At 58.4% G+C, this 20,619-nt stretch carries 21 protein-coding genes, 1 tRNA gene, 1 pseudogene and 1 riboswitch; of the genes and pseudogenes, 15 read left to right on the forward strand and 8 right to left on the reverse strand.

Translation table 11 applies throughout. The annotated features are described in order from the left end of the window. The first annotated feature begins 6 nt into the window (after positions 1-6). Together putA and IMQ56_RS19475 are read left to right on the forward strand one after the other, a co-directional pair. Positions 7-3,969 carry a trifunctional transcriptional regulator/proline dehydrogenase/L-glutamate gamma-semialdehyde dehydrogenase gene (putA, locus tag IMQ56_RS19470; RefSeq protein WP_196063665.1) on the forward strand — a complete coding sequence of 1,321 codons (3,963 nt, stop codon included), beginning with the start codon at positions 7-9 and terminating at the stop codon, positions 3,967-3,969. Positions 3,970-4,069: 100 nt separating this feature from the next. After that, a complete protein-coding gene (locus tag IMQ56_RS19475; RefSeq protein ID WP_048220188.1) occupies positions 4,070-4,465 on the forward strand; it encodes a lysozyme inhibitor LprI family protein in 396 nt (131 codons plus the stop codon). On the opposite strand, the gene rutR is transcribed toward IMQ56_RS19475, so the two are convergent. Beyond that, complete coding sequence (gene rutR / locus IMQ56_RS19480) at positions 4,462-5,100, reverse strand: HTH-type transcriptional regulator RutR (RefSeq protein ID WP_196063666.1); 639 nt, start codon at positions 5,098-5,100, stop codon at positions 4,462-4,464. The genes IMQ56_RS19475 and rutR overlap by 4 nt on opposite strands. 245 nt (positions 5,101-5,345) lie before the next feature. Here rutR and rutA point away from each other — a divergent pair, with 245 nt between their 5' ends. From rutA to rutG, 7 genes are read left to right on the forward strand one after another with little or no spacing between them, the layout of a single operon-like run. Then, on the forward strand, positions 5,346-6,437 hold the full coding sequence (rutA, locus tag IMQ56_RS19485) for a pyrimidine utilization protein A (protein WP_196063667.1): 1,092 nt from the start codon (positions 5,346-5,348) through the stop codon (positions 6,435-6,437). Beyond that, positions 6,437-7,126, forward strand: coding sequence for a pyrimidine utilization protein B (gene rutB, locus IMQ56_RS19490; RefSeq protein ID WP_149500546.1), 690 nt, complete (start codon positions 6,437-6,439; stop codon positions 7,124-7,126). Before rutA ends, rutB begins: the two co-directional genes overlap by 1 nt. Positions 7,127-7,137: 11 nt before the next feature. After that, complete coding sequence (gene rutC / locus IMQ56_RS19495; RefSeq protein ID WP_040117477.1) at positions 7,138-7,524, forward strand: pyrimidine utilization protein C; 387 nt, start codon at positions 7,138-7,140, stop codon at positions 7,522-7,524. 7 nt (positions 7,525-7,531) lie between these two features. Next, positions 7,532-8,332 carry a pyrimidine utilization protein D gene (gene rutD / locus IMQ56_RS19500; protein WP_047733562.1) on the forward strand — a complete coding sequence of 267 codons (801 nt, stop codon included), beginning with the start codon at positions 7,532-7,534 and terminating at the stop codon, positions 8,330-8,332. A 9-nt stretch (positions 8,333-8,341) separates the two neighbouring features. After that, positions 8,342-8,932 (forward strand): malonic semialdehyde reductase, encoded by a 591-nt coding sequence (locus IMQ56_RS19505; RefSeq protein ID WP_017693662.1) that lies wholly within the window; start codon positions 8,342-8,344, stop codon positions 8,930-8,932. 12 nt (positions 8,933-8,944) lie between these two features. After that, entirely contained in the window at positions 8,945-9,436 is a 492-nt protein-coding gene (rutF, locus tag IMQ56_RS19510; protein ID WP_196063668.1) for an NADH-dependent FMN reductase RutF, read from the forward strand. 21 nt (positions 9,437-9,457) lie between these two features. After that, entirely contained in the window at positions 9,458-10,780 is a 1,323-nt protein-coding gene (gene rutG / locus IMQ56_RS19515; RefSeq protein ID WP_045349207.1) for a pyrimidine utilization transport protein G, read from the forward strand. 110 nt (positions 10,781-10,890) lie between these two features. Here the strand turns inward: rutG and IMQ56_RS19520 are convergent, their stop codons facing one another. Further along, on the reverse strand, positions 10,891-11,811 hold the full coding sequence (locus IMQ56_RS19520) for a DMT family transporter (protein ID WP_017384777.1): 921 nt from the start codon (positions 11,809-11,811) through the stop codon (positions 10,891-10,893). A 116-nt stretch (positions 11,812-11,927) separates the two neighbouring features. Beyond that, positions 11,928-12,098: a general stress protein gene (locus IMQ56_RS19525; RefSeq protein ID WP_001273664.1), complete on the reverse strand. Its 171-nt coding sequence runs from the start codon at positions 12,096-12,098 to the stop codon at positions 11,928-11,930. Positions 12,099-12,489: 391 nt separating this feature from the next. Between IMQ56_RS19525 and wrbA the strand changes: the two genes are divergently transcribed. Both wrbA and IMQ56_RS19535 read left to right on the forward strand, forming a co-directional pair. Continuing rightward, a complete protein-coding gene (gene wrbA / locus IMQ56_RS19530) occupies positions 12,490-13,086 on the forward strand; it encodes an NAD(P)H:quinone oxidoreductase (RefSeq protein ID WP_006809323.1) in 597 nt (198 codons plus the stop codon). 18 nt (positions 13,087-13,104) lie between these two features. Then, positions 13,105-13,332: a YccJ family protein gene (locus IMQ56_RS19535; protein WP_006809324.1), complete on the forward strand. Its 228-nt coding sequence runs from the start codon at positions 13,105-13,107 to the stop codon at positions 13,330-13,332. Positions 13,333-13,364: 32 nt separating this feature from the next. Here IMQ56_RS19535 and agp read toward each other — a convergent pair whose 3' ends face one another. Continuing rightward, positions 13,365-14,606 carry a bifunctional glucose-1-phosphatase/inositol phosphatase gene (gene agp / locus IMQ56_RS19540; protein ID WP_017384778.1) on the reverse strand — a complete coding sequence of 414 codons (1,242 nt, stop codon included), beginning with the start codon at positions 14,604-14,606 and terminating at the stop codon, positions 13,365-13,367. A 152-nt stretch (positions 14,607-14,758) separates the two neighbouring features. Here agp and IMQ56_RS23080 point away from each other — a divergent pair. Further along, positions 14,759-14,854 (forward strand): annotated as a pseudogene (locus tag IMQ56_RS23080) (transcriptional regulator); the annotation flags it as partial. 78 nt (positions 14,855-14,932) lie between these two features. Here the strand turns inward: IMQ56_RS23080 and IMQ56_RS19550 are convergent. Continuing rightward, the gene (locus IMQ56_RS19550; RefSeq protein WP_017384779.1) at positions 14,933-15,292 is read right to left on the reverse strand and encodes a helix-turn-helix domain-containing protein; all 360 of its coding nucleotides are present in this window, start codon (positions 15,290-15,292) and stop codon (positions 14,933-14,935) included. A 100-nt stretch (positions 15,293-15,392) separates the two neighbouring features. Between IMQ56_RS19550 and IMQ56_RS19555 the strand changes: the two genes are divergently transcribed. After that, positions 15,393-16,142 carry an SDR family oxidoreductase gene (locus IMQ56_RS19555; RefSeq protein ID WP_017384780.1) on the forward strand — a complete coding sequence of 250 codons (750 nt, stop codon included), beginning with the start codon at positions 15,393-15,395 and terminating at the stop codon, positions 16,140-16,142. Position 16,143: 1 nt separating this feature from the next. Here IMQ56_RS19555 and IMQ56_RS19560 read toward each other — a convergent pair whose 3' ends face one another. Further along, the gene (locus IMQ56_RS19560) at positions 16,144-16,647 is read right to left on the reverse strand and encodes a DedA family protein (RefSeq protein WP_017384781.1); all 504 of its coding nucleotides are present in this window, start codon (positions 16,645-16,647) and stop codon (positions 16,144-16,146) included. 159 nt (positions 16,648-16,806) lie between these two features. Next, a riboswitch (M-box (ykoK) riboswitch) is annotated at positions 16,807-16,976 on the forward strand. Between the two features lie 60 nt (positions 16,977-17,036). Here IMQ56_RS19560 and IMQ56_RS19565 point away from each other — a divergent pair. Then, a complete protein-coding gene (locus tag IMQ56_RS19565; protein WP_015570882.1) occupies positions 17,037-18,038 on the forward strand; it encodes a magnesium transporter in 1,002 nt (333 codons plus the stop codon). Positions 18,039-18,080: 42 nt separating this feature from the next. Here the strand turns inward: IMQ56_RS19565 and IMQ56_RS19570 are convergent. After that, positions 18,081-18,168 (reverse strand) — tRNA-Ser (locus IMQ56_RS19570). Between the two features lie 254 nt (positions 18,169-18,422). On the opposite strand from IMQ56_RS19570, the gene IMQ56_RS19575 reads away from it, so the two are divergent. Continuing rightward, entirely contained in the window at positions 18,423-18,941 is a 519-nt protein-coding gene (locus tag IMQ56_RS19575) for a LuxR C-terminal-related transcriptional regulator (protein WP_023303404.1), read from the forward strand. Positions 18,942-18,981: 40 nt separating this feature from the next. Here the strand turns inward: IMQ56_RS19575 and IMQ56_RS19580 are convergent, their stop codons facing one another. After that, entirely contained in the window at positions 18,982-20,595 is a 1,614-nt protein-coding gene (locus IMQ56_RS19580) for a mechanosensitive ion channel domain-containing protein (protein WP_196063669.1), read from the reverse strand. Between the last annotated feature and the right edge of the window lie 24 nt (positions 20,596-20,619).

Here is a 20,619-nt window from a genome sequence, read left to right on the forward strand (position 1 = left end):
TTTGGCATGGGGATGACCACCATGGGGGTTAAGCTGGATGACGCTACCCGCGAACGGATTAAAACCGCTGCGACCCGCATCGACCGCACACCGCACTGGTTAATCAAGCAGGCGATTTTTAACTATCTGGAAAGACTGGAGAGTGAAGAAGGTCTGCCGGAGCTGCCTGCCCTGCTGGCGGGTGCAGCGAACGAAAGCGAAGAGGCCGCGACGGCTGTTGAAGAGAACCACCAGCCGTTCCTGGAATTTGCCGAGCAGATCCTGCCGCAGTCCGTCAGCCGCGCCGCCATTACCGGCGCCTACCGCCGTGCCGAAACCGACGCCGTGCCGATGCTGCTGGAGCAGGCGCGCCTGCCGGAAGCCGTTGCCGCTCAGGCGCACAGCCTCGCGTATCAGCTCACCGACAAGCTGCGTAACCAGAAAACCGCCAGCGGACGCGCCGGTATGGTGCAGGGTCTGTTGCAGGAGTTCTCCCTCTCCTCGCAGGAAGGCGTGGCGCTGATGTGTCTGGCGGAAGCGCTGCTGCGTATTCCGGATAAAGCCACCCGCGATGCCCTGATCCGCGACAAAATCAGTAACGGCAACTGGCACTCCCACATTGGCCGCAGTCCGTCCCTGTTCGTTAACGCCGCCACCTGGGGCCTGCTGTTTACCGGCAAGCTGGTCTCCACCCATAACGAAGCCAACCTGTCGCGCTCTCTGAACCGCATCATCGGCAAGAGCGGCGAGCCGCTGATCCGCAAGGGCGTGGACATGGCGATGCGCCTGATGGGCGAGCAGTTCGTCACCGGGGAAACCATTGCCGAAGCGCTGGCGAACGCCCGCAAGCTGGAAGACAAAGGCTTCCGCTACTCCTACGACATGCTGGGTGAAGCGGCGCTGACCGCCGCCGACGCGCAGGCCTACATGGTCTCTTACCAGCAGGCGATCCACGCCATCGGTAAAGCGTCCAACGGTCGCGGTATTTATGAAGGTCCGGGCATCTCTATCAAGCTTTCCGCCCTGCACCCGCGCTACAGCCGTGCGCAGTACGACCGGGTGATGGAAGAACTCTACCCGCGCCTGAAGTCCCTGACCCTGCTGGCGCGCCAGTATGACATCGGCATCAACATCGACGCCGAAGAGGCGGACCGTCTGGAGATCTCCCTCGACCTGCTGGAAAAACTGTGCTTCGAGCCGGAGCTGGCGGGCTGGAACGGGATTGGTTTCGTTATCCAGGCTTACCAGAAACGCTGTCCGTTCGTCATTGACTACCTGATTGACCTGGCCAGCCGCAGCCGTCGCCGCCTGATGATCCGTCTGGTGAAGGGCGCCTACTGGGACAGCGAAATCAAACGCGCCCAGATGGAAGGTCTGGAAGGTTATCCGGTCTATACCCGCAAGGTCTATACCGACGTCTCTTACCTCGCCTGCGCGAAAAAACTGCTCGGCGTGCCGAACCTGATTTATCCTCAGTTCGCCACCCACAACGCCCACACCCTGGCGGCGATCTACAGCCTCGCGGGTCAGAACTACTATCCGGGCCAGTACGAGTTCCAGTGCCTGCACGGCATGGGTGAACCGCTGTACGAGCAAGTGACCGGTAAAGTGGCCGACGGCAAGCTAAACCGTCCGTGCCGAATCTATGCCCCGGTAGGTACCCACGAAACTCTGCTGGCCTACCTGGTGCGTCGTCTGCTGGAGAACGGGGCGAACACCTCCTTCGTTAACCGCATCGCCGATACCACCCTGCCGCTGGACGAACTGGTGGCCGATCCGGTACAGGCCGTTGAGAAGATGGCGGCGCAGGAGGGCCAGATTGGTCTGCCGCATCCGAAGATTGCCCTGCCGCGCGAGCTGTATGGTGCAGGCCGCGTCAACTCGGCGGGTCTGGATCTCGCCAACGAACACCGTCTGGCGTCGCTCTCTTCCGCCCTGCTTAACAGCGCATTGCAGAAGTGGCAGGCCAGGCCGATCCTTGAGCAGTCCGTTGAGGACGGTGAAATGCAGCCGGTGATCAACCCGGCAGAGCCGAAGGATATCGTCGGCTACGTGCGTGAAGCCACGGAAGCGGAAGTGGAGCAGGCCCTGGAGAGCGCGGTGAACAACGCGCCAATCTGGTTTGCCACCCCGCCGCAGGAGCGTGCCGCCATTCTGGAACGCGCGGCGGTGCTGATGGAAGATCAGATGCAGCAGCTTATCGGCATTCTGGTGCGTGAAGCGGGTAAAACCTTCAGCAACGCCATCGCCGAAGTGCGCGAGGCGGTCGACTTCCTGCACTACTACGCCGGTCAGGTGCGCGATGATTTCGACAACGAAACCCACCGTCCGCTCGGCCCGGTGGTGTGTATCAGCCCGTGGAACTTCCCGCTGGCGATCTTCACCGGCCAGATTGCCGCGGCGCTGGCCGCAGGCAACAGCGTGCTGGCGAAACCGGCAGAGCAGACCCCGCTGATTGCCGCCCAGGGCATTAGCATTCTGCTGGAAGCGGGCGTACCGGCGGGCGTGGTGCAGCTGCTGCCAGGGCGCGGTGAAACGGTCGGGGCCAAACTGACCTCCGATAACCGCGTGCGCGGCGTGATGTTTACCGGTTCTACCGAAGTGGCCTCCCTGCTACAACGCAACATCGCCACCCGTCTGGATGCGCAGGGCCGTCCTACCCCGCTGATCGCTGAAACCGGCGGCATGAACGCCATGATCGTGGACTCCTCCGCGCTCACCGAGCAGGTCGTCGTTGACGTGCTGGCCTCTGCTTTCGACAGCGCGGGCCAACGCTGTTCCGCCCTGCGCGTACTGTGCTTACAGGATGACGTGGCTGACCACACGCTGAAGATGCTGCGCGGTGCGATGGCGGAATGCCGCATGGGCAACCCGGGCCGTCTCACCACCGACATCGGGCCGGTGATCGACGCGGAAGCCAAAGCCAACATTGAAAATCACATTCAGACCATGCGTGCCAAAGGCCGTCCGGTGTTCCAGGCGGTGCGCGAGAACAGCGAAGATGCCCGCGAGTGGCAGACCGGCACCTTCGTGCCGCCAACGCTGATTGAGCTGGCAAGCTTCGACGAGCTGAAAAAAGAGGTCTTCGGTCCGGTACTGCACGTGGTGCGCTACAACCGTAACAACCTCAACGAGCTGATCGATCAGATCAACGCTTCGGGTTACGGCCTGACGCTTGGCGTGCATACCCGTATCGACGAAACCATTGCCCAGGTGACCGGCAATGCTAAAGTCGGCAACCTGTACGTCAACCGCAACATGGTTGGCGCGGTCGTGGGCGTGCAGCCGTTCGGCGGTGAAGGTCTCTCCGGCACCGGCCCGAAAGCGGGCGGTCCGCTCTATCTGTACCGCCTGCTGGCAAACCGTCCGGAAAATGCGCTGGGCGTGACGCTGGCGCGTCAGGACGCGGAATATCCGGTGGATGCGCAGGTGAAAGCCGTGCTGACCCAGCCGCTGGACGCGCTGATTAAGTGGGCTGAAAATCGTCCCGAGCTGCATGCGATTGCACAGCAGTACGGCGAGCTGGCGCAGGCGGGAACACAGCGTCTGCTGCCGGGTCCTACCGGTGAGCGCAACACCTGGACGCTGATGCCGCGCGAGCGTGTGCTGTGCGTGGCGGACAACGAGGAGGATGCGCTGGTGCAGCTGGCAGCCGCAACGGCAACGGGCTGTGAGGTGCTGTGGCCGGAAGATGCCCTGCATCGAGACCTCGCCAAACAGTTGCCAAAAGCGGTCTCGGCCCGCATTCGCTTTGCGAAGGCCGATGCCCTGCTGACCCAGCCGTTTGACGCGGTGATCTACCACGGTGATTCCGACCAGCTGCGCGAACTGTGCGAGCAGGTTGCGGCCCGCAGCGGTGCCATCGTTTCCGTGCAGGGCTTTGCGCGCGGGGAAACCAACCTGCTGCTGGAGCGTCTGTACGTTGAGCGCTCGCTCAGCGTTAACACCGCGGCGGCGGGCGGTAACGCCAGCCTGATGACAATCGGTTAATCGTGTAAACTCTCCCCGGTGACGCTACGCTTACCGGGGCTACAAAATAGCCCAGGCCGGATAAGCACAGCGTATCCGGCTTTTTTACATGGAGGGGATGATGAAAAGAGTATTTCTCGCAGGTGCAGCCCTGCTCATGAGCGCCAGCACGCTGGCCGACGAGTGCGATAACGCGACCACCCAGCTTGAACTGAACACCTGTAGCGCGCAGCAGTACCAGGCCGCCGATAAAAAGCTCAACGAGACGTATCAGGCCGCCATCAAACGTGCGGCAGCGCCTCAGCGCGATCTACTGAAAAAGGCGCAGCAGGCGTGGATTAGCCTGCGCGACGCGGACTGTGCGTTTATCGGTTCGGGTACGGAAGGCGGGAGCGTTCAGCCAATGATTGTTAACCAGTGTCTGGCGGAGAAAACCGCGGAGCGCGAAGCGTTTCTGGCCACGCTGATGCAGTGTGAAGAGGGCGACTTAAGCTGTCCTCTTCCGCCGGGAAACTAGCGCACGCGGATCCCTTCGATAATCATCCGCTGTACGTTTTCCAGGGTGCTCTGGAAAAACGCCTCGTCCTGGAGCGTTTTACCGGTCACCGCCTCGACCTGGGCCGCGAAGTCAGCGTAGTGCTGGGTTGAGGCCCAAATCATGAAGATCAGATGATGCGGATCGACGGGCGCCAGTTTTCCGCTGGCGACCCATCCGGCAATAATGGCCGATTTATCGTCCACCAGCTGCTTTAAATCGCCGGTCAGCTCCGCCTGCAACAGCGGCGCGCCCTGCAACATCTCCAGGCAGAACAGCCTTGATGCCTGCGGGTAATCACGCGATACCTCCAGCTTCAGGCGTATGTACTCCTCTATCGCCACCAGCGGGGCCAGCTTTTCGCGAAATGCTTTAAGTGGTGCGAGCCAGATATCCAGGATCTGCTGCATCACCGCCACATACAGCGCCTCTTTCGACGGGTAGTAGTAGAGCAGATTGGTCTTGGACACCCCGGCCTGCTCCGCCACCTGCTCAAGGCGCGTACCGTGAATACCAAACTGCGAAAATGTCTCCAGCGCGGCGCTGAGGATCGCCTGTTTCTTGGCGCTCACCGCCTGCGAACGTTTACCGGGTGTTTTCACTGCGCCTTGTGTCATTTTCGCTCTCCATTTTCTGTCCTGCGCTCAGCATAGCAAAACCCCCGTCTCGCCACGACCTTCTGCACCCTCAGCGCGCATGAGTGCCTGTTTTCTGTGCAATGATTTTGACCATCCAGTCCACATTTTCGCTGTTAATTTTAACAACCATCATTTAACACATTAATAACAAAGCGATTTTCAAAACTGGCACTGCCTTTGCAAAAACATCGTGACACCTGCGACGTAATGAAGAGAGGTTCGTGATGAAAATTGGCGTATTTGTACCGATCGGCAACAACGGCTGGCTTATCTCGACCACTGCCCCGCAATACATGCCGACCTTTGAGCTGAATAAAGCCATCGTGCAGAAAGCGGAGCACTACCACTTCGACTTTGCGCTCTCGATGATCAAGCTGCGCGGTTTCGGCGGTAAGACCGAATTCTGGGACCACAACCTGGAGTCTTTCACCCTGATGGCGGGCCTGGCGGCGGTAACCTCGCGCATCCAGATTTACGCCACCGCCGCCACCCTTACCCTTCCCCCGGCAATCGTGGCGCGGATGGCCTCCACCATCGACTCCATCTCCGGCGGGCGCTTTGGCGTTAACCTGGTCACCGGCTGGCAAAAGCCGGAGTACGAGCAGATGGGGATCTGGCCGGGGGACGATTACTTCTCCCGTCGCTACGACTACCTGACTGAATATGTGCAGGTGCTGCGCGATCTATGGGGCACCGGCAAAAGCGATTTCAAAGGCGACTTCTTTACCATGAACGACTGCCGCGTCAGCCCGCAGCCGTCAGTGCCGATGAAGGTGATATGCGCCGGACAGAGCGATGCGGGAATGGAATTCTCGGCGAAATACGCCGACTTCAACTTCTGCTTCGGCAAAGGCGTTAACACCCCGGCCGCCTTCGCGCCCACCGCGGCACGCATGAAAGCGGCCGCCGACAAAACCGGGCGCGACGTGGGTTCCTACGTGCTGTTTATGGTGATTGCCGACGAAACCGACGACGCCGCGCGCGCCAAATGGGAACGATACAAGGACGGCGCGGATGACGAAGCGCTGAGCTGGCTTACCGAGCAGAGCCAGAAGGATACCCGCTCCGGCGCGGACACCAACGTTCGCCAGATGGCCGACCCGACGTCTGCCGTCAATATCAACATGGGCACCCTGGTTGGCTCGTATGCCAGCGTCGCCAGAATGCTCGACGAAGTGGCTGCCGTGCCCGGCGCCGAAGGCGTGCTGCTGACCTTCGATGATTTTCTCACCGGCGTGGAAACTTTCGGCGAGCGCATTCAGCCGCTGATGCAGTGCCGCGCCCACATCCCTGGCGTGACGAAGGAGGTGGCGTAATGACGACCCTCAACGCTCGCCCGGAAGCCATTACCTTTGACGCGCAGCGCAGCGCGCTGATCGTGGTGGATATGCAAAACGCCTATGCCAGTAAAGGCGGGTATCTGGATCTGGCCGGGTTTGACGTCTCCACCACGCAGCCGGTGATTGAGAACATCAAAACCGCCGTGAGCGCCGCGCGTGCTGCGGGCATGCTGATCGTCTGGTTCCAGAACGGCTGGGACGAGCAGTACGTCGAGGCTGGCGGTCCCGGTTCCCCCAACTTTCACAAATCCAACGCCCTGAAAACCATGCGCCAACGGCCCGAACTCCAGGGCTCGCTGCTGGCGAAAGGCGGCTGGGATTATCAGCTGGTGGATGAGCTGGTACCGGAACCCGGCGATATCGTGCTGCCGAAACCGCGCTACAGCGGCTTTTTCAATACCCCGCTCGACAGCATGCTGCGCAGCCGGGGCATTCGCCATCTGGTCTTTACGGGCATAGCCACCAACGTGTGCGTGGAGTCGACCCTGCGCGACGGCTTTTTCCTCGAGTATTTTGGGGTGGTGCTGGAGGATGCCACCCATCAGGCCGGGCCGGATTTTGCCCAGAAAGCCGCCCTGTTCAATATCGAAACCTTTTTTGGCTGGGTCAGTAACGTCAATGATTTCTGCGACGCGCTGACGCCGCCGCTCGCCCGCATCGCCTGAGGAGAACCGCTATGCCGAAATCCGTGATTATTCCGCCGGGCACCAGCACCCCGATTGCCCCGTTTGCCCCCGGCACTCTCGCCGACGGCGTGGTGTATGTCTCGGGCACGCTGCCGTTTGATAAAGACAACAACGTGGTGTTTATCGATGACCCAAAGGCGCAAACCCGCCACGTGCTGGAGACAATCAAAACCGTGATCGAAACGGCGGGTGGGACGATGGAGGACGTGACCTTCAACAGCATCTTTATCACCGACTGGAAAAACTACGCCGCGATTAACGAGATTTACGCGGAGTTTTTCCCCGGCGATAAACCGGCGCGGTTTTGCATCCAGTGCGGGCTGGTAAAGCCCGAAGCGCTGGTTGAAATTGCCACCGTTGCGCACATCGCGAAGTGAGGCGGCCATGATACTGTCCATTTCACCGCCCCCCTTTGCGGGCGCGCCCGTGGTGGTACTGATTGCCGGGCTCGGCGGCAGCGGCAGCTACTGGCTGCCCCAGCTCGCCGTGCTGGGGCAGGAGTATCAGGTGGTGTGCTACGACCAGCGGGGCACGGGGAACAACCCGGATACCCTGCCGGAAGACTACACCCTCGCACACATGGCCGACGAGCTTGCGCTGGCGTTAGCCGGGGCCGGGATCGCCCGTTACTGCGTGGTCGGCCACGCGCTGGGGGCGCTGGTCGGTCTGCGGCTGGCTATCGATAAGCCCGACGCCCTCACCGCGCTGGTCTGCGTCAACGGCTGGCTGACCCTCAATGCCCATACCCGCCGCTGTTTTGACGTTCGCGAACGTCTGCTGCATGCGGGCGGGGCGCAGGCGTGGGTAGAGGCACAGCCGTTGTTCCTCTACCCGGCAGACTGGATGGCCGCCCGCGCCCCGCGGCTGGAGGCCGAGGACGCGCTGGCGCTGGCCCATTTTCAGGGCAAAGCCAATCTGCTGCGCAGGCTGGATGCCCTGAAACAGGCCGATTTCAGCCGCCACGCTGCACGCGTTCGCTGCCCCGTGCAGATTATCTGTTCCACCGACGATCTGCTGGTGCCGTCCGTCTGCTCCGCTGAACTGCACGCCGCTCTCCCGCACGCCCGCAAAACGGTCATGCGCCAGGGCGGGCATGCCTGCAATGTGACCGTGCCGGACATCTTTAACACTCTGCTGCTGAACGGGCTTGCCAGCCTGCTGCACAGCCCAGAACCCGCTTTGTAAGGAGCTTGAATGAGCGAAGCCATCACGCCCGCCGCGCTGGAAACGCTGTTTACCGGCGCACGTACCCATAACGGCTGGCTGGATATACCGGTCAGTGACGAGACGCTGCGCGAGATTTATGACCTGATGAAATGGGGGCCGACGTCCGCCAACTGCTCCCCGGCGCGCATTGTGTTTGTGCGAAGCCCGGAAGGAAAAGAGAAGCTGCGCCCGGCGCTCTCCAGCGGCAACCTTGAGAAAACGCTCACTGCCCCGGTCACGGCGATTGTCGCCTGGGACAGCGAGTTTTATGAGCGCCTGCCTGAACTGTTCCCACACGGCGATGCCAGAAGCTGGTTTACCTCCAGCCCCGCGCTGGCGGAAGAGACCGCCTTTCGCAACAGCTCAATGCAGGCCGCGTACCTGATTTTCGCCTGCCGCGCGCTCGGGCTGGACACCGGGCCGATGTCGGGTTTTGACCGGGAAAAAGTGGACGCGGCCTTTTTCACGGGCACGCTACTCAAAAGCAATCTGCTGATTAACATCGGCTATGGCGATACGACCAAACTGTACGGACGCCTGCCGCGTCTGGCCTTTGACGATGCCTGCGGGCTGGCGTAAGGAGCGAACGTGATGACACCGGATAAACAAACCTTTCGCGACGCCATGGCCTGCGTCGGCGCAGCGGTCAATATCATCACCACCGACGGCCCCGCGGGAATGGCGGGCTTCACCGCCAGCGCGGTATGCAGCGTCACGGATTCCCCGCCTACCCTGCTGGTGTGCCTGAACCGCGGCGCGTCGGTCTGGCCGATTTTCAGCGAGAACCGCACCCTGTGCGTTAACACGCTGAGTGCCGGACAGGAGCCTTTATCCAACCTGTTTGGCGGGAAAACGCCGATGGCGGACCGCTTTGCCGCTGCCCGCTGGCAGACAGGCGACACGGGCTGCCCGCGTCTGGAAAATGCGCTGGCCTCGTTCGACTGCCGTATCAGCCAGGTGGTGAGCGTTGGCACTCACGACATTCTGTTTTGCGACATTGTATCCATCGTACGCCACCCGGCGCCGCAAGGGCTGGTGTGGTTCGACCGCGACTATCACGCGCTTATGCGACCCGCCTGTTAATCCGCATTCAGGAGACAGATCATGTTCGGACTTCCCCACTGGCAGTTGAAATCGACCTCCACAGAAGAAGGCGTGGTCGCGCCGGATGAAAGGCTCCCGCTCGGGCAGACCATGGTGATGGGCGTGCAGCATGCGGTCGCGATGTTTGGTGCGACGGTGCTGATGCCCATGCTGATGGGGCTGGATCCTAACCTCGCCATTTTGATGTCGGGTATGGGTACCCTGCTGTTCTTTTTTGTCACCGGCGGGCGTGTGCCCAGCTATCTGGGCTCCAGCGCCGCCTTCGTTGGGGTGGTCATTGCAGCGACCGGGTTTAACGGTCAGGGTATTAACCCCAACCTGAGCGTGGCCCTCGGCGGCATTATCGCCTGTGGGCTGGTCTACACCCTGACCGGTCTGGTGGTGATGAAAGTCGGCACGCGCTGGATCGAGCGAATGATGCCCCCCGTCGTCACCGGGGCGGTGGTGATGGCGATAGGCCTGAACCTCGCGCCGATTGCGGTGAAGAGCGTATCCGGCTCGCCGTTTGAAAGCTGGATGGCGGTGATAACGGTGCTGTGCATCGGCGTGGTGGCGGTCTTTACGCGCGGCATGATCCAACGGCTGCTGATCCTGGTCGGGCTGATTGCGGCCTGTCTGGTCTACGCGCTGCTGGCGAACGTGTTCGGTCTCGGCAAACCGGTTGATTTCACACTGATTCACCAGGCCGCCTGGTTCGGCCTGCCGCAGATGACCTCCCCCACCTTTAACGCTCAGGCGATGATGCTCATCGCGCCTGTCGCGGTGATTCTGGTGGCTGAAAACCTGGGCCACCTGAAAGCCGTAGCGGGAATGACCGGGCGCAATATGGATCCGTATATGGGGCGGGCGTTTGTGGGAGACGGTCTGGCGACCATGCTCTCCGGCTCGGTCGGCGGCAGCGGCGTGACGACCTACGCGGAAAACATCGGCGTGATGGCTGTGACCAAAGTCTACTCGACGCTGGTCTTCGTGGCGGCGGCGGTGATGGCGATGCTGCTCGGCTTTTCCCCGAAATTCGGCGCATTGATCCACACCATCCCGGCCCCCGTGATTGGCGGCGCCTCGATTGTGGTATTTGGTCTGATTGCCGTGGCGGGGGCACGCATCTGGGTGCAGAATCATGTTGATCTGAGCCAGAACGGTAATCTGATCATGGTGGCGGTGACGCTGGTGCTGGGGGCGGGTGATTTCGCCCTGACGCTGGGCGGGTTTACGGTGGGCGGGATTGGCACGGCGACCTTCGGCGCGATCCTGCTCAACGCCCTGCTGAGCCGCCGGAAAAGGGATGTACCGCAAGGAAAAGCCATCACCCCCTCCACCTGAAATACGTGCCGCTTTCTTGCCGGGTGACGCTACGCTTACCCGGCCTACAATTGGCAAGTAGGCCCGCGCAAGCGAAGCGCCGCCGGGCTAAACGGGCAGGCTGCGCGTTATTAGCTATCTGCCCCTTGTTCAGCGCTCAATCCGGCAGTCGCCTTACGTCGTTTTTTTAACTTCAACTCGCTCACCAGCACCCCGGCGATAATAAACGCCGCGCCCACCAGCGCCAGCAGGGGCAGACGCTCCCCGGCGAGTCGCCCGAAAATACCCGCCCATACCGGTTCACCGGTATAAATGACCGTCGCCCGAGTTGGGGATACGCTGCGCTGCGCCCAGTTCATGGTGACCTGGATAATGGCGCTGAAAATGCCCAGCCCCAGCGCCACGACGATAAGCCCGGTAGACATCGGCGGGACGGACTCCCCTGCCGGCACCATCGTCGCGAACGCCACCAGCGACGCGGTGGTAAGCTGCACCACCGTCACCCGCTTGACGTCCACTTTTCCTGCCCAGGCGCTAATCAGGATAATTTCTGCCGCAATGGCGACGGCCCCCACCAGAGTGATGATCTCCCCCGGCCCCAGCGCCAGCAGATTATTTTCCGGCCCGGCTAATAAAATAAGGCCGATGAACGCCAGCACGATGCCAATGCACGACATCAAGCCCGGCATTCTGCCGAGGCACAACCACTGCAACAGCGGCACCAGCGGTACGTACATGGCGGTGATGAAGGCGGATTTACTGCTGGAGATAGACTGGAGCCCCCACGTTTGCAGGCTGTAGCCCATGGCAATCGCCACGCCAATGGCGACACCCGCTTTAAGCTCTCTCAGGGTCAACCCGCGCAGGGTTTTCAGCGAAATAAGCGCCACGGCAATCGCCGCGGTTGCAAAGCGCAGCCCCACGAAGAAAAACGGATCGCTCATCGTGACCGCGTACTGAACGGCAAGAAAGGTTCCGCCCCAGAACATGGTGATCAAAATCAGGATGGCTTCCTGAGGCTTAATGGAGAAGGTAAAACGGGAAACGGACATGGGACACCAGCACGAAGAATCAATCCTGTAGTGTGCGATGCCTTTGATGACAGTTCAATGTAGCAGACATAAAAAAACCGCCGGGAAACCCGGCGGCAGGGAGTTAACCCGGCGTACTACTTGTTGCTGCCGTGGCTATTTTTACCCCCTTTTTTACCAGCCTCTGATGCGCGCTGAGGGTCGTTTTTAAAGTTGCCCCCGCTAGACTGGCCACCTTTACGACCTGCTTCTGATGCTCTTTCACGGTCTTCAGCGAAATTACCTGAACCACCACGATGGTTTGCCATCTCTAACCTCCAGAGTGTGAAACATTAGACATCATATTGCATTCAGTAAAAGAGGATTCTTTCACCTCGCGGCTCAAGGACAGTGCCTTTATCTGTGCCGCGTGAAACTAAGCTTAGTGTAATGCGGCTATCCGGCAAGCGAGAGGTAATATTCTGCAACATGATCTCAGCCTTTCGTATGAAATGTCGGGGAAGTCATTCATAAGCCGTTCTTATATTTTGAAAAATCCGCGCCGCGAAAGTTGTTTCATTTTGCTACAAGGCGCATAACCAAAAGATATTGTTATATATCAAAGAAATGCCGTTCATTTTTGCAGTCTGGCTGTGATGTCATATCTTTAAAGGAACGCAGCGATCCGCTGTAAGAAAAACCAACGAGGAGTGATGCAAAATGGCAAAAGTTCTGGTGCTCTATTATTCCATGTATGGACACATTGAAACCATGGCTCACGCAGTAGCAGAAGGCGCAAACAGAGTAGACGGCGTTGAGGTCGTGGTTAAACGCGTACCGGAAACCATGCAGGCGGAAGCCTTCGCCAAAGCCGGGGGGAAAACACAAAACGCCCCGGTCGCCACCCCGCAGGAGCTCGCGGACTATGATGCCATTATCTTCGGCACCCCGACCCGCTTCGGCAATATGTCCGGCCAGATGCGCACCTTCCTCGACCAGACGGGCGGGCTCTGGGCCTCCGGCGCGTTATACGGCAAGCTGGCCAGCGTGTTCAGCTCTACCGGCACGGGCGGCGGCCAGGAGCAGACGATCACCTCCACCTGGACTACCCTTGCCCATCATGGGATGGTGATTGTGCCGATTGGCTACGGCGCGCAGGAACTGTTCGATGTTTCCCAGGTTCGTGGCGGGACACCGTATGGCGCGACAACCATTGCCGGTGGGGATGGGTCACGTCAGCCAAGCAATGAAGAACTTTCAATCGCCCGCTATCAGGGTGAATACGTCGCGGGTCTTGCAAAAAAACTGAACGGCTAACCCAACAGGAGGACAAGTATGCCAACTCAAGAATCCAAAGCTCACCACGTGGGCGAATGGGCAAGTTTACGCAATACCTCTCCGGAGATTGCCGAAGCCATCTTTGAAGTCGCCAATTATGACGAAAAGCTGGCTGAGCAGATTTGGGAAGAAGGCAACGATGAAGTGCTGGTTCGCGCCTTCGAAAAAACCGACAAAGACTCGCTGTTCTGGGGCGAGCAAACCATCGAACGTAAAAACGTCTGAACGTTCCCCCCGCCCACGCGGGGGGTTATCTTCTATTTCGCCGCGTTGTTCATCACCGCATTGAATTTATCGACAGGACAGAAGCCGTTGCCATCCACCGGACAGCCCTTCAGCTCCAGCGTCACGCGCTGCGCAGGGGATTGCAGCGACAGTACGCTGGCGTTACGCAGTTGCTCTGAACTCTGGTAGACATACTCAATTTTCATCAGCTCCTGATTAGTGTTTTTGTCATGCCAGCGCTGGAAGACAATTTTACCGCCAATCGGGGTTCTTTCCTGCTGGTCGTGCAGCTGATAAGGCCTGAAGTCCAGCGCGGTCAGCAGCGAGGCGATGTTAGAGTCGTGCCCCACCAGCAGGGTGATTTTTGGCGCTTTTGCCTGGTCGGTCACCAGCGCTTTATCAATGTACTTCACCAGCGGTTTAGCCACGTTCTGCGCCACCTCCGTCGACGTAAACAGCGAGTCCTGATAGCCGTTTTTCAGCTTCGACAGCACGCGCCACTGCTGATCGGTTTTGATTTCCCCCCAGGCCACCTGGTCTGTCGGGAAGCCTTCGTAATACTGTAGCGTGAACGCATCCACCAGCGAGTTACCCACCTTCAGCGGCCCGGAGACGCCCGGTTCTTTTTCATAATCGGCGCTGAACGTATCTTTCGCCTCCGTCAGGGAGCAGACTTTTTTCTCCTTGCAGGACGGCGAGTCGCTGTAGTTTGTCAGCTGTTCCAGCAGTTTGTAGCTTTCATCCAGCTGCATTTTCTGCCGTTCCGTCTCCATCGCTTTCAGCGCTTTCTCGCGAAACTCAGGGGAGTTATCGGTAATGACCGGATTGAAGGTGGGGTCCATGGTGCCCATTTTTTCCTGGTGATGCACAGGAACATCGCACCCGGGGAACGCGCCGGTGATAAAGAACTGTGCGGTCGCCACGGTGCGCTGGAGGCTGTTGGCGTAGGCATAGACGGTATCCGCTGGCGGGCATTCACCCGTCTTCACCATCCCCTGCTCTGCCAGCCACTCGCGCATATAGTGACCCATATACACTTCCAGTACGCCACCTTTGGTGGTGAGCTGTCCACCCGGGACGTCCCACTCCGGCCACTGCTTCGGCGTGGACTGCTCCAGCACGCTGCCGTTATTGGCAAGCGGCGCGCGCAGGTTGTGGCGGCTCATGATGAGCACCTGTTCCAGCTGATAGCCGTCCGGCGTGTCCTGCGCCTGTGCGCCAAAGGTCACGGAAAGGGTACATGCCACGGCAACTGCGAGTAGTGCTTTTCTCATCCCTAATTCCTCACACGTTTTTAATGTCGCCCTGAGTGTGACAGATCCGTGACAGGTTTTTCGGGAAGCATTTCTCAAACTGATGATTAACGTGCTTACGGCGTGTGCCGATGAGTTTTATAAAAAAACCATACCCCACCGGAGAATTCGCTGTGAAACGTACCCGCCTTGAAGAGAGCACCTGCCCCGTCGCCCGTTCGCTGGATATTATCGGCGACTGGTGGTCGCTGCTGATTGTTCGCGACGCGCGCTACGGGGTCGCAGTCGATATTCTGGTGGCCTATCTCACCGATGAAGCGGGGATCCGCGCTACGTAAAACAGTAGCCTAACGCTGAAGCTGGTCACCGTATTCGCTCATCCAGGCGGCCAGCGGCGAGAGTGCGTCCTGAAGGGTTAGCCCCAGCTCGGTGATCTGATACTCCACGCGCGGCGGGATCTCCGGGTAGACCGTTCGCGTCACCAGACCGCGCTGCTCAAACAGGCGCAGCTGCTTCGTCAGCTCTTTCTGGGTGATGGGGGCAGCGGCACGCAGCAGATCGCCAAAGCGAACGGGCGTATTGAACACAATCAGGCGATAGAGAATGGGGATCGCCCACTTACCGGAAATCAGATTCACAAACTGCGTCATCGGGCAGGTATACGCCTCAGATTTTTTTTCGCAGCACGCTTCCAGCAGCTCTGCCATTTCACACCTCTTGCCTCGTTAGTATCCAGTTGGTACCTGGTTTCCTTTCGATACTAACGTTTCTATAGTGCTTTCTCCAGAGACATTTCAGGAGAAGAACATGGGTCGTTTAACCGATAAGTATACGTTGATTACCGGCGGCACCAGCGGTATCGGTCTCGCCACCGCGCAGGCGTTTATCGCCGAAGGGGCGCGCGTCGCCGTGACCGGACGCAACCCGGATACCCTCGCCGAAGCAGAGCGCATTCTGGGCGATAAGGCCTGGGTGATCCCAACCGACGCAGGCGATATTTCGTCGCAAAAAGCGCTGGCGGAGTCCCTCACCGCCCGCTGGCCACGCCTGGATGCGGTCTTTCTCAACGCCGGTGACGTAACGCACGCGCCGCTGGAAGTCTGGCAGGAAGAGGCCTGGGACCGTCTGATGAACATCAACCTGAAGGGACCGTTCTTTTTAATTCAGGCGCTGCTGCCGCTGCTGAATAACCCATCCTCGGTGATCCTCTGCGGCTCCGTGAGCGCGCGCATCGGCCTGCCCACCAGCAGCGCGTATGCCGCGAGCAAGGCCGCCCTGCTGTCGCTGGCGCGTACACTGTCGGCGGAGCTGCTGCCGCGCGGGATCCGCGTCAACGGTCTGAGTCCCGGTCCGGTGGAAACCCCGGCGTTTACGAAAACGGGCTTAAGCGACGAGGCGCTTAACGCGATGATGGCAGAGGTCATTAAGCTGGTGCCGCTGGGCAGAATGGGCTCGACGACCGAGCTGGCAAAAGCCGCACTCTATCTGGCCTCCGACGAGTCGAGCTACACGGTGGGAACGGAACTGCTGGTGGACGGCGGAATGGGGAGCCTGTAATTCAAAAGGCGCTGATGCCGGTGACCGCGCCGACATACAGCGCCGCCCACGCACAGGCGGAAAGCAGGCTGACGGCGTAGACCTTGACGGCGTTCAGCCTGAGCATCCCGGCCGCCAGCGGAACGATGTAACGCAACACCGCCAGGAAGCGCGACGTAAAAAGCACGATGACCCCGTTCTTTTGCAGCTGATGCTGGACCCGCAGGAACTTATTGGCATGCTTTGAGGTGAAGCGCGTGACCATCCGGGTATGCCCCATCAGTTGGCCGATATGGTAATTCAGCATCGAACCTGCCGTTGCCCCCATCACTACGGCGAGCCACGTCAGCGCAGGATGCATGCTCCCCTGGCTGACGGTAATACCCGCCAGCAGCATCACCGACGCAGGCGGCAGCACGGAGGAGATCAGCACCGTCGATTTGCTCAGCGCCATCACGAATAACAGCACAAACAGATGTGCCGGATACAGCGCAAAATGATTCAGCAGGTTATCAACCCATGCCATTTTCCCCTCCCCCGCTAATAATTTAATTGTCCATTTAAAATGAATAACCTTAAATAAACCCTCAACATTTTATTAATAAGATTTACCTAAACCGTTCTTAAACATTATTTAATTTTCTGAGCACTAAATTTAAACAGGCGTATTATCCCTCTCGTTTTACAACGATCTCGTTATGGCGAGGCTCCTGTACAAATACACGTTATCGCTCTGGTGGGTTCGAGAGAACCGGCACAGGGTAAAACAGGCACTGTCGAATCAAGGCTTTGTCAGTATAACTTCCCTTGTGGGATACGGTGTACAGTGCTGAACCCAGGACGTGGGGATCTCCTTTCCGACATGCCCTGTCTTGCTCGCCCCTGAGAGATTTTATTATTCAAAGGGAATTTACTATGTCTTACGCTATTCACAACCAAAACCTGGCTTTTAATGACAGCGCCATCGCGCAATATATGAATACCGATTTTATCGTTATCGATATTTCATTATGCGTAGCTCTGGCACGCGAGCAGTTCTTTGAAAAATTAAAAGATGATGATATTCCGTCGCATATTTTTATCGAAGATAACGGTCGCCTCGCGGGTTTAATCGCCGTACGCAAATTATTGCAGGCCACGGACACCGTGCAGCCTGTTAAGGGGTTGATGATATCGGATTTTATTCAGCTCAAACCGGAAGATGAGCGGGCGGATGTCGCCGGGCTGCTGGCGCACGCGGGTGCGGATGTAGTGCCGGTGGTGACCCACGGCAAGCTGGTGGGCTGCCTTACCGAGCGTGAAATCGCCCATCTGCTGGAAGATGACGTTACTGAAGATGCCCAGCTTCAGGGGGCGACGCTGCCGCTGGAGAAGCCCTATCTGGAAACCAGCGCCTTCAGCCTGTGGAAGAAACGCTCCGTCTGGCTGCTGCTGCTGTTTGTTGCGGAAGCGTATACCAGTTCGGTGATCCAGCATTTTGAAGAGGCGCTGGAATCTGCCATCGCGCTGGCGTTCTTTATTCCGCTGCTGATTGGCACCGGCGGAAACAGCGGGACGCAGATCACCTCGACGCTGGTGCGCGCCATGGCGCTGGGTGAAGTCCACCTTCGCGATGTGGGTCGCGTGCTGCGCAAAGAGATCAGCACCTCGTTAATGATTGCCGCCACGCTGGGTCTGGCGGGCTGCGTTCGCGCCTGGATGATGGGTATTGGGATGGAAATCACGCTCATCGTCAGCCTGACGCTGGTCTGCATTACGCTGTGGAGCGCCATCGTCTCGTCGGTGATCCCGATGGTACTGAAACGCTGCAAAATCGATCCGGCGGTGGTCTCCGCACCGTTTATCGCCACGCTAATCGACGGGACCGGGCTGATTATCTACTTCAAAATCGCGCAGTATACGCTGGGGCTGGAATAACGAAAAAACCCTGCGATATTGCTATCGCAGGGTTTTCGAATTTGGCGGAAGCGTAGAGATTCGAACTCTAGAACCCTTTCGGGTCGCCGGTTTTCAAGACCGGTGCCTTCAACCGCTCGGCCACGCTTCCAAAGTGAGGCGCACTATAAACATCTCTGAGCATGATGTAAAGCACGAAATTGCATAACATTACACGTCTTCCGTCCTCCCCTTCCGCCCCGCTGATTTCTTCGTCATCGGCTGGCTAAAATGTAAACATTTATTTTTACATTCATAACGTTTATTAGATTCGCAGGTGGTCATTTAGACTCTTTTTCGTACAACACCCATTAACCGTGGATCACTGCGATAAGAGATTAGCCATGACTTTATTTAACGACGATTATGAATTTTTTATTTATCAGTGATAACTACTACCTTTGCCAGGGTGTATCAAGCTCCCTGACATCAACCCATTTGATTCGCGATGACGCGGATATTCACGATCTTGATGGGGTCGATCAGGCGATGGATTTTATCATTGCGATTGAACAGGATAAGTTACGCAATAAAACCATTCGGCAGGTCAAAAAAGTTAAGCGTGATTACATTGTCCTGATGCATGAGATAGAAGCCAACCGCGCAGTGAGAATCGATAATATTATCTATTCGTCGATGCATTTTACTGCTCACCCTTTTCAGCAGCTGATGCGCTTTTACCGGGCGCTCAGAACACACTCCTTTACGCGACGCGAATATGACGTGCTGAAGCTGTTTCATTTGGAAAACCATGAGATCGCGAAAAAGCTGCAATTGTCACAAAAAACGACCAGCACCTACCGCGTGAGGATCCTCGAGAAATTAAATATGCGCTCAAAAAACATTCTGGCGATGACCCGTGTAAAATCGGCGATCGTCGATTAAAAGCTGTAACATTTTGCCTTGCCACGGAAAAACCGGGCCGTCACGTTTCGCCCTGAGGGGGTTTGGCTGGCGCGGTATACCAGTTCTCTTTGGCAACCATTACGCTGCCCTCTGGCTGCATAACAAAATTCGGGGACATGATCTGCACGTTAAATTCGTTAAACACATCCTGTATCTGGCTATGCAGTTCATTGCGGGCAACCGCGAGGGACTGTTCGGGCAGCAGACGGACCTGCAATTCGTAAGCGATATACCAGTCCATTAACCCTAACTGGCGTACCAGCGGCGGCTCGGAAAGGTCAATCCCTTTTGCCCGTTTCGCGGCCAGCTCCAGCATGGCATGCACCTGACGCCATGGGGTGTCATAACCGATCGTGACGCTGACCGTCAGATTGAGGCTGCCATCGGGCTGTAGCGCGCTCAGGTTGGTGATCTTACCGCTCACCACCACCGCGTTGGATACGGTAACGACATAATTTTCCCGGGTAATAATTTTGGTCGCCAGCATGCCAATTTCACTGACCTTGCCTTCGTTATCCGCTACCCGAATGACATCGCCTTTGCGCAGCGCGCGGGAGTAAATCAGGACCAGACCGCTCATGGCATGGTTCATCACCCCTGCCGAGCCCAGCGTTAACATCAGGCCGAAGAAGACGCTAATACCTTTAAACGCCAGCGAGTTAGCACCGGGAAGAAACGGCCAGGCGGCGGAGAGAGCAAATAGCCAGACGGCAACGGAAATGAGCTTACGGGTCGCCCCTACGGTTTCCGGATGTACGCCGGGAAGTTGCAGACGACCAGCCTCCACCTGATTCAGCACCATCTTAAGAAGCTTCAGAATAAAAGCGGTAATGAGGAAAATGATCAGCACAATCGTCAGCCCCGGCAAGGCCGAGACAATCGCCAGGGCGATTTGCTGCACCACGCGAAGCGTCCAGTCTCCCAGCGACGTGCCCCACACCCGCGTCCACGGAAACAGACTGAACGCCCAGCTCAGCCAGACGTAAAAGCCGATCAGCCCCAGCAGGAACATCAGCAAGGCGTAAAGCCGAATCTCAATGGCGCCAATGTATCGCCGCCAGCTTTGCGGCACCCGGCTGCGATTCTCCACAATACGCCGACGGTAGACGCGCCGGAACCAGCGCCAGGAACGCCACGCGCCATAGCAGAGCAGCAACAGCCCCAGCAGGCCAGCGGCAGTTTTTACCGTAGACAGCGCCAGCCAGCCGGTATCGTATTGATCGCGCAGCGCCATTCTCTGCGCTTCCATGCGCGCCAGCACGCGCTGTGCGGCCTGATCGAGGGTAAGGTCGTCCCCTTCGTCCAAATCCCCTTCGGTCAGCAGCATCACAGGTTTACCGTTCATCACTATCAGCCGTCCCTGCTGGTTATAGCGGGTCACGGGGACGATGCTGAGCGGCTCACGCACATCCGCCTCGGTAAAATTGCGCAGGGTGTTGCGGATGCGTAAAACGCGCTCTTCCGGCGTGGTCAGGCCAAATTTCGCCTGTAGCATGACGATGGGCTGATGAAAGATATAGACCGTTCGGGCGCGCTCCTGCTCCGTAGGCGCCTGGCGGGGCTCTGCGGCATACGATGAGAAGCCGCTCAGGGCGGCAAAACAGAACGCAAACGCGAGCAGGATCTTTTTCATCCTTACTACCCCAGGTCAGAAATC

The sequence above is a fragment of the Enterobacter sp. Res13-Sevr-PEC09-46 genome (genome assembly GCF_015672585.1).
GTDB classification, from domain to species: Bacteria; Pseudomonadota; Gammaproteobacteria; order Enterobacterales; family Enterobacteriaceae; genus Enterobacter; species Enterobacter hormaechei_C.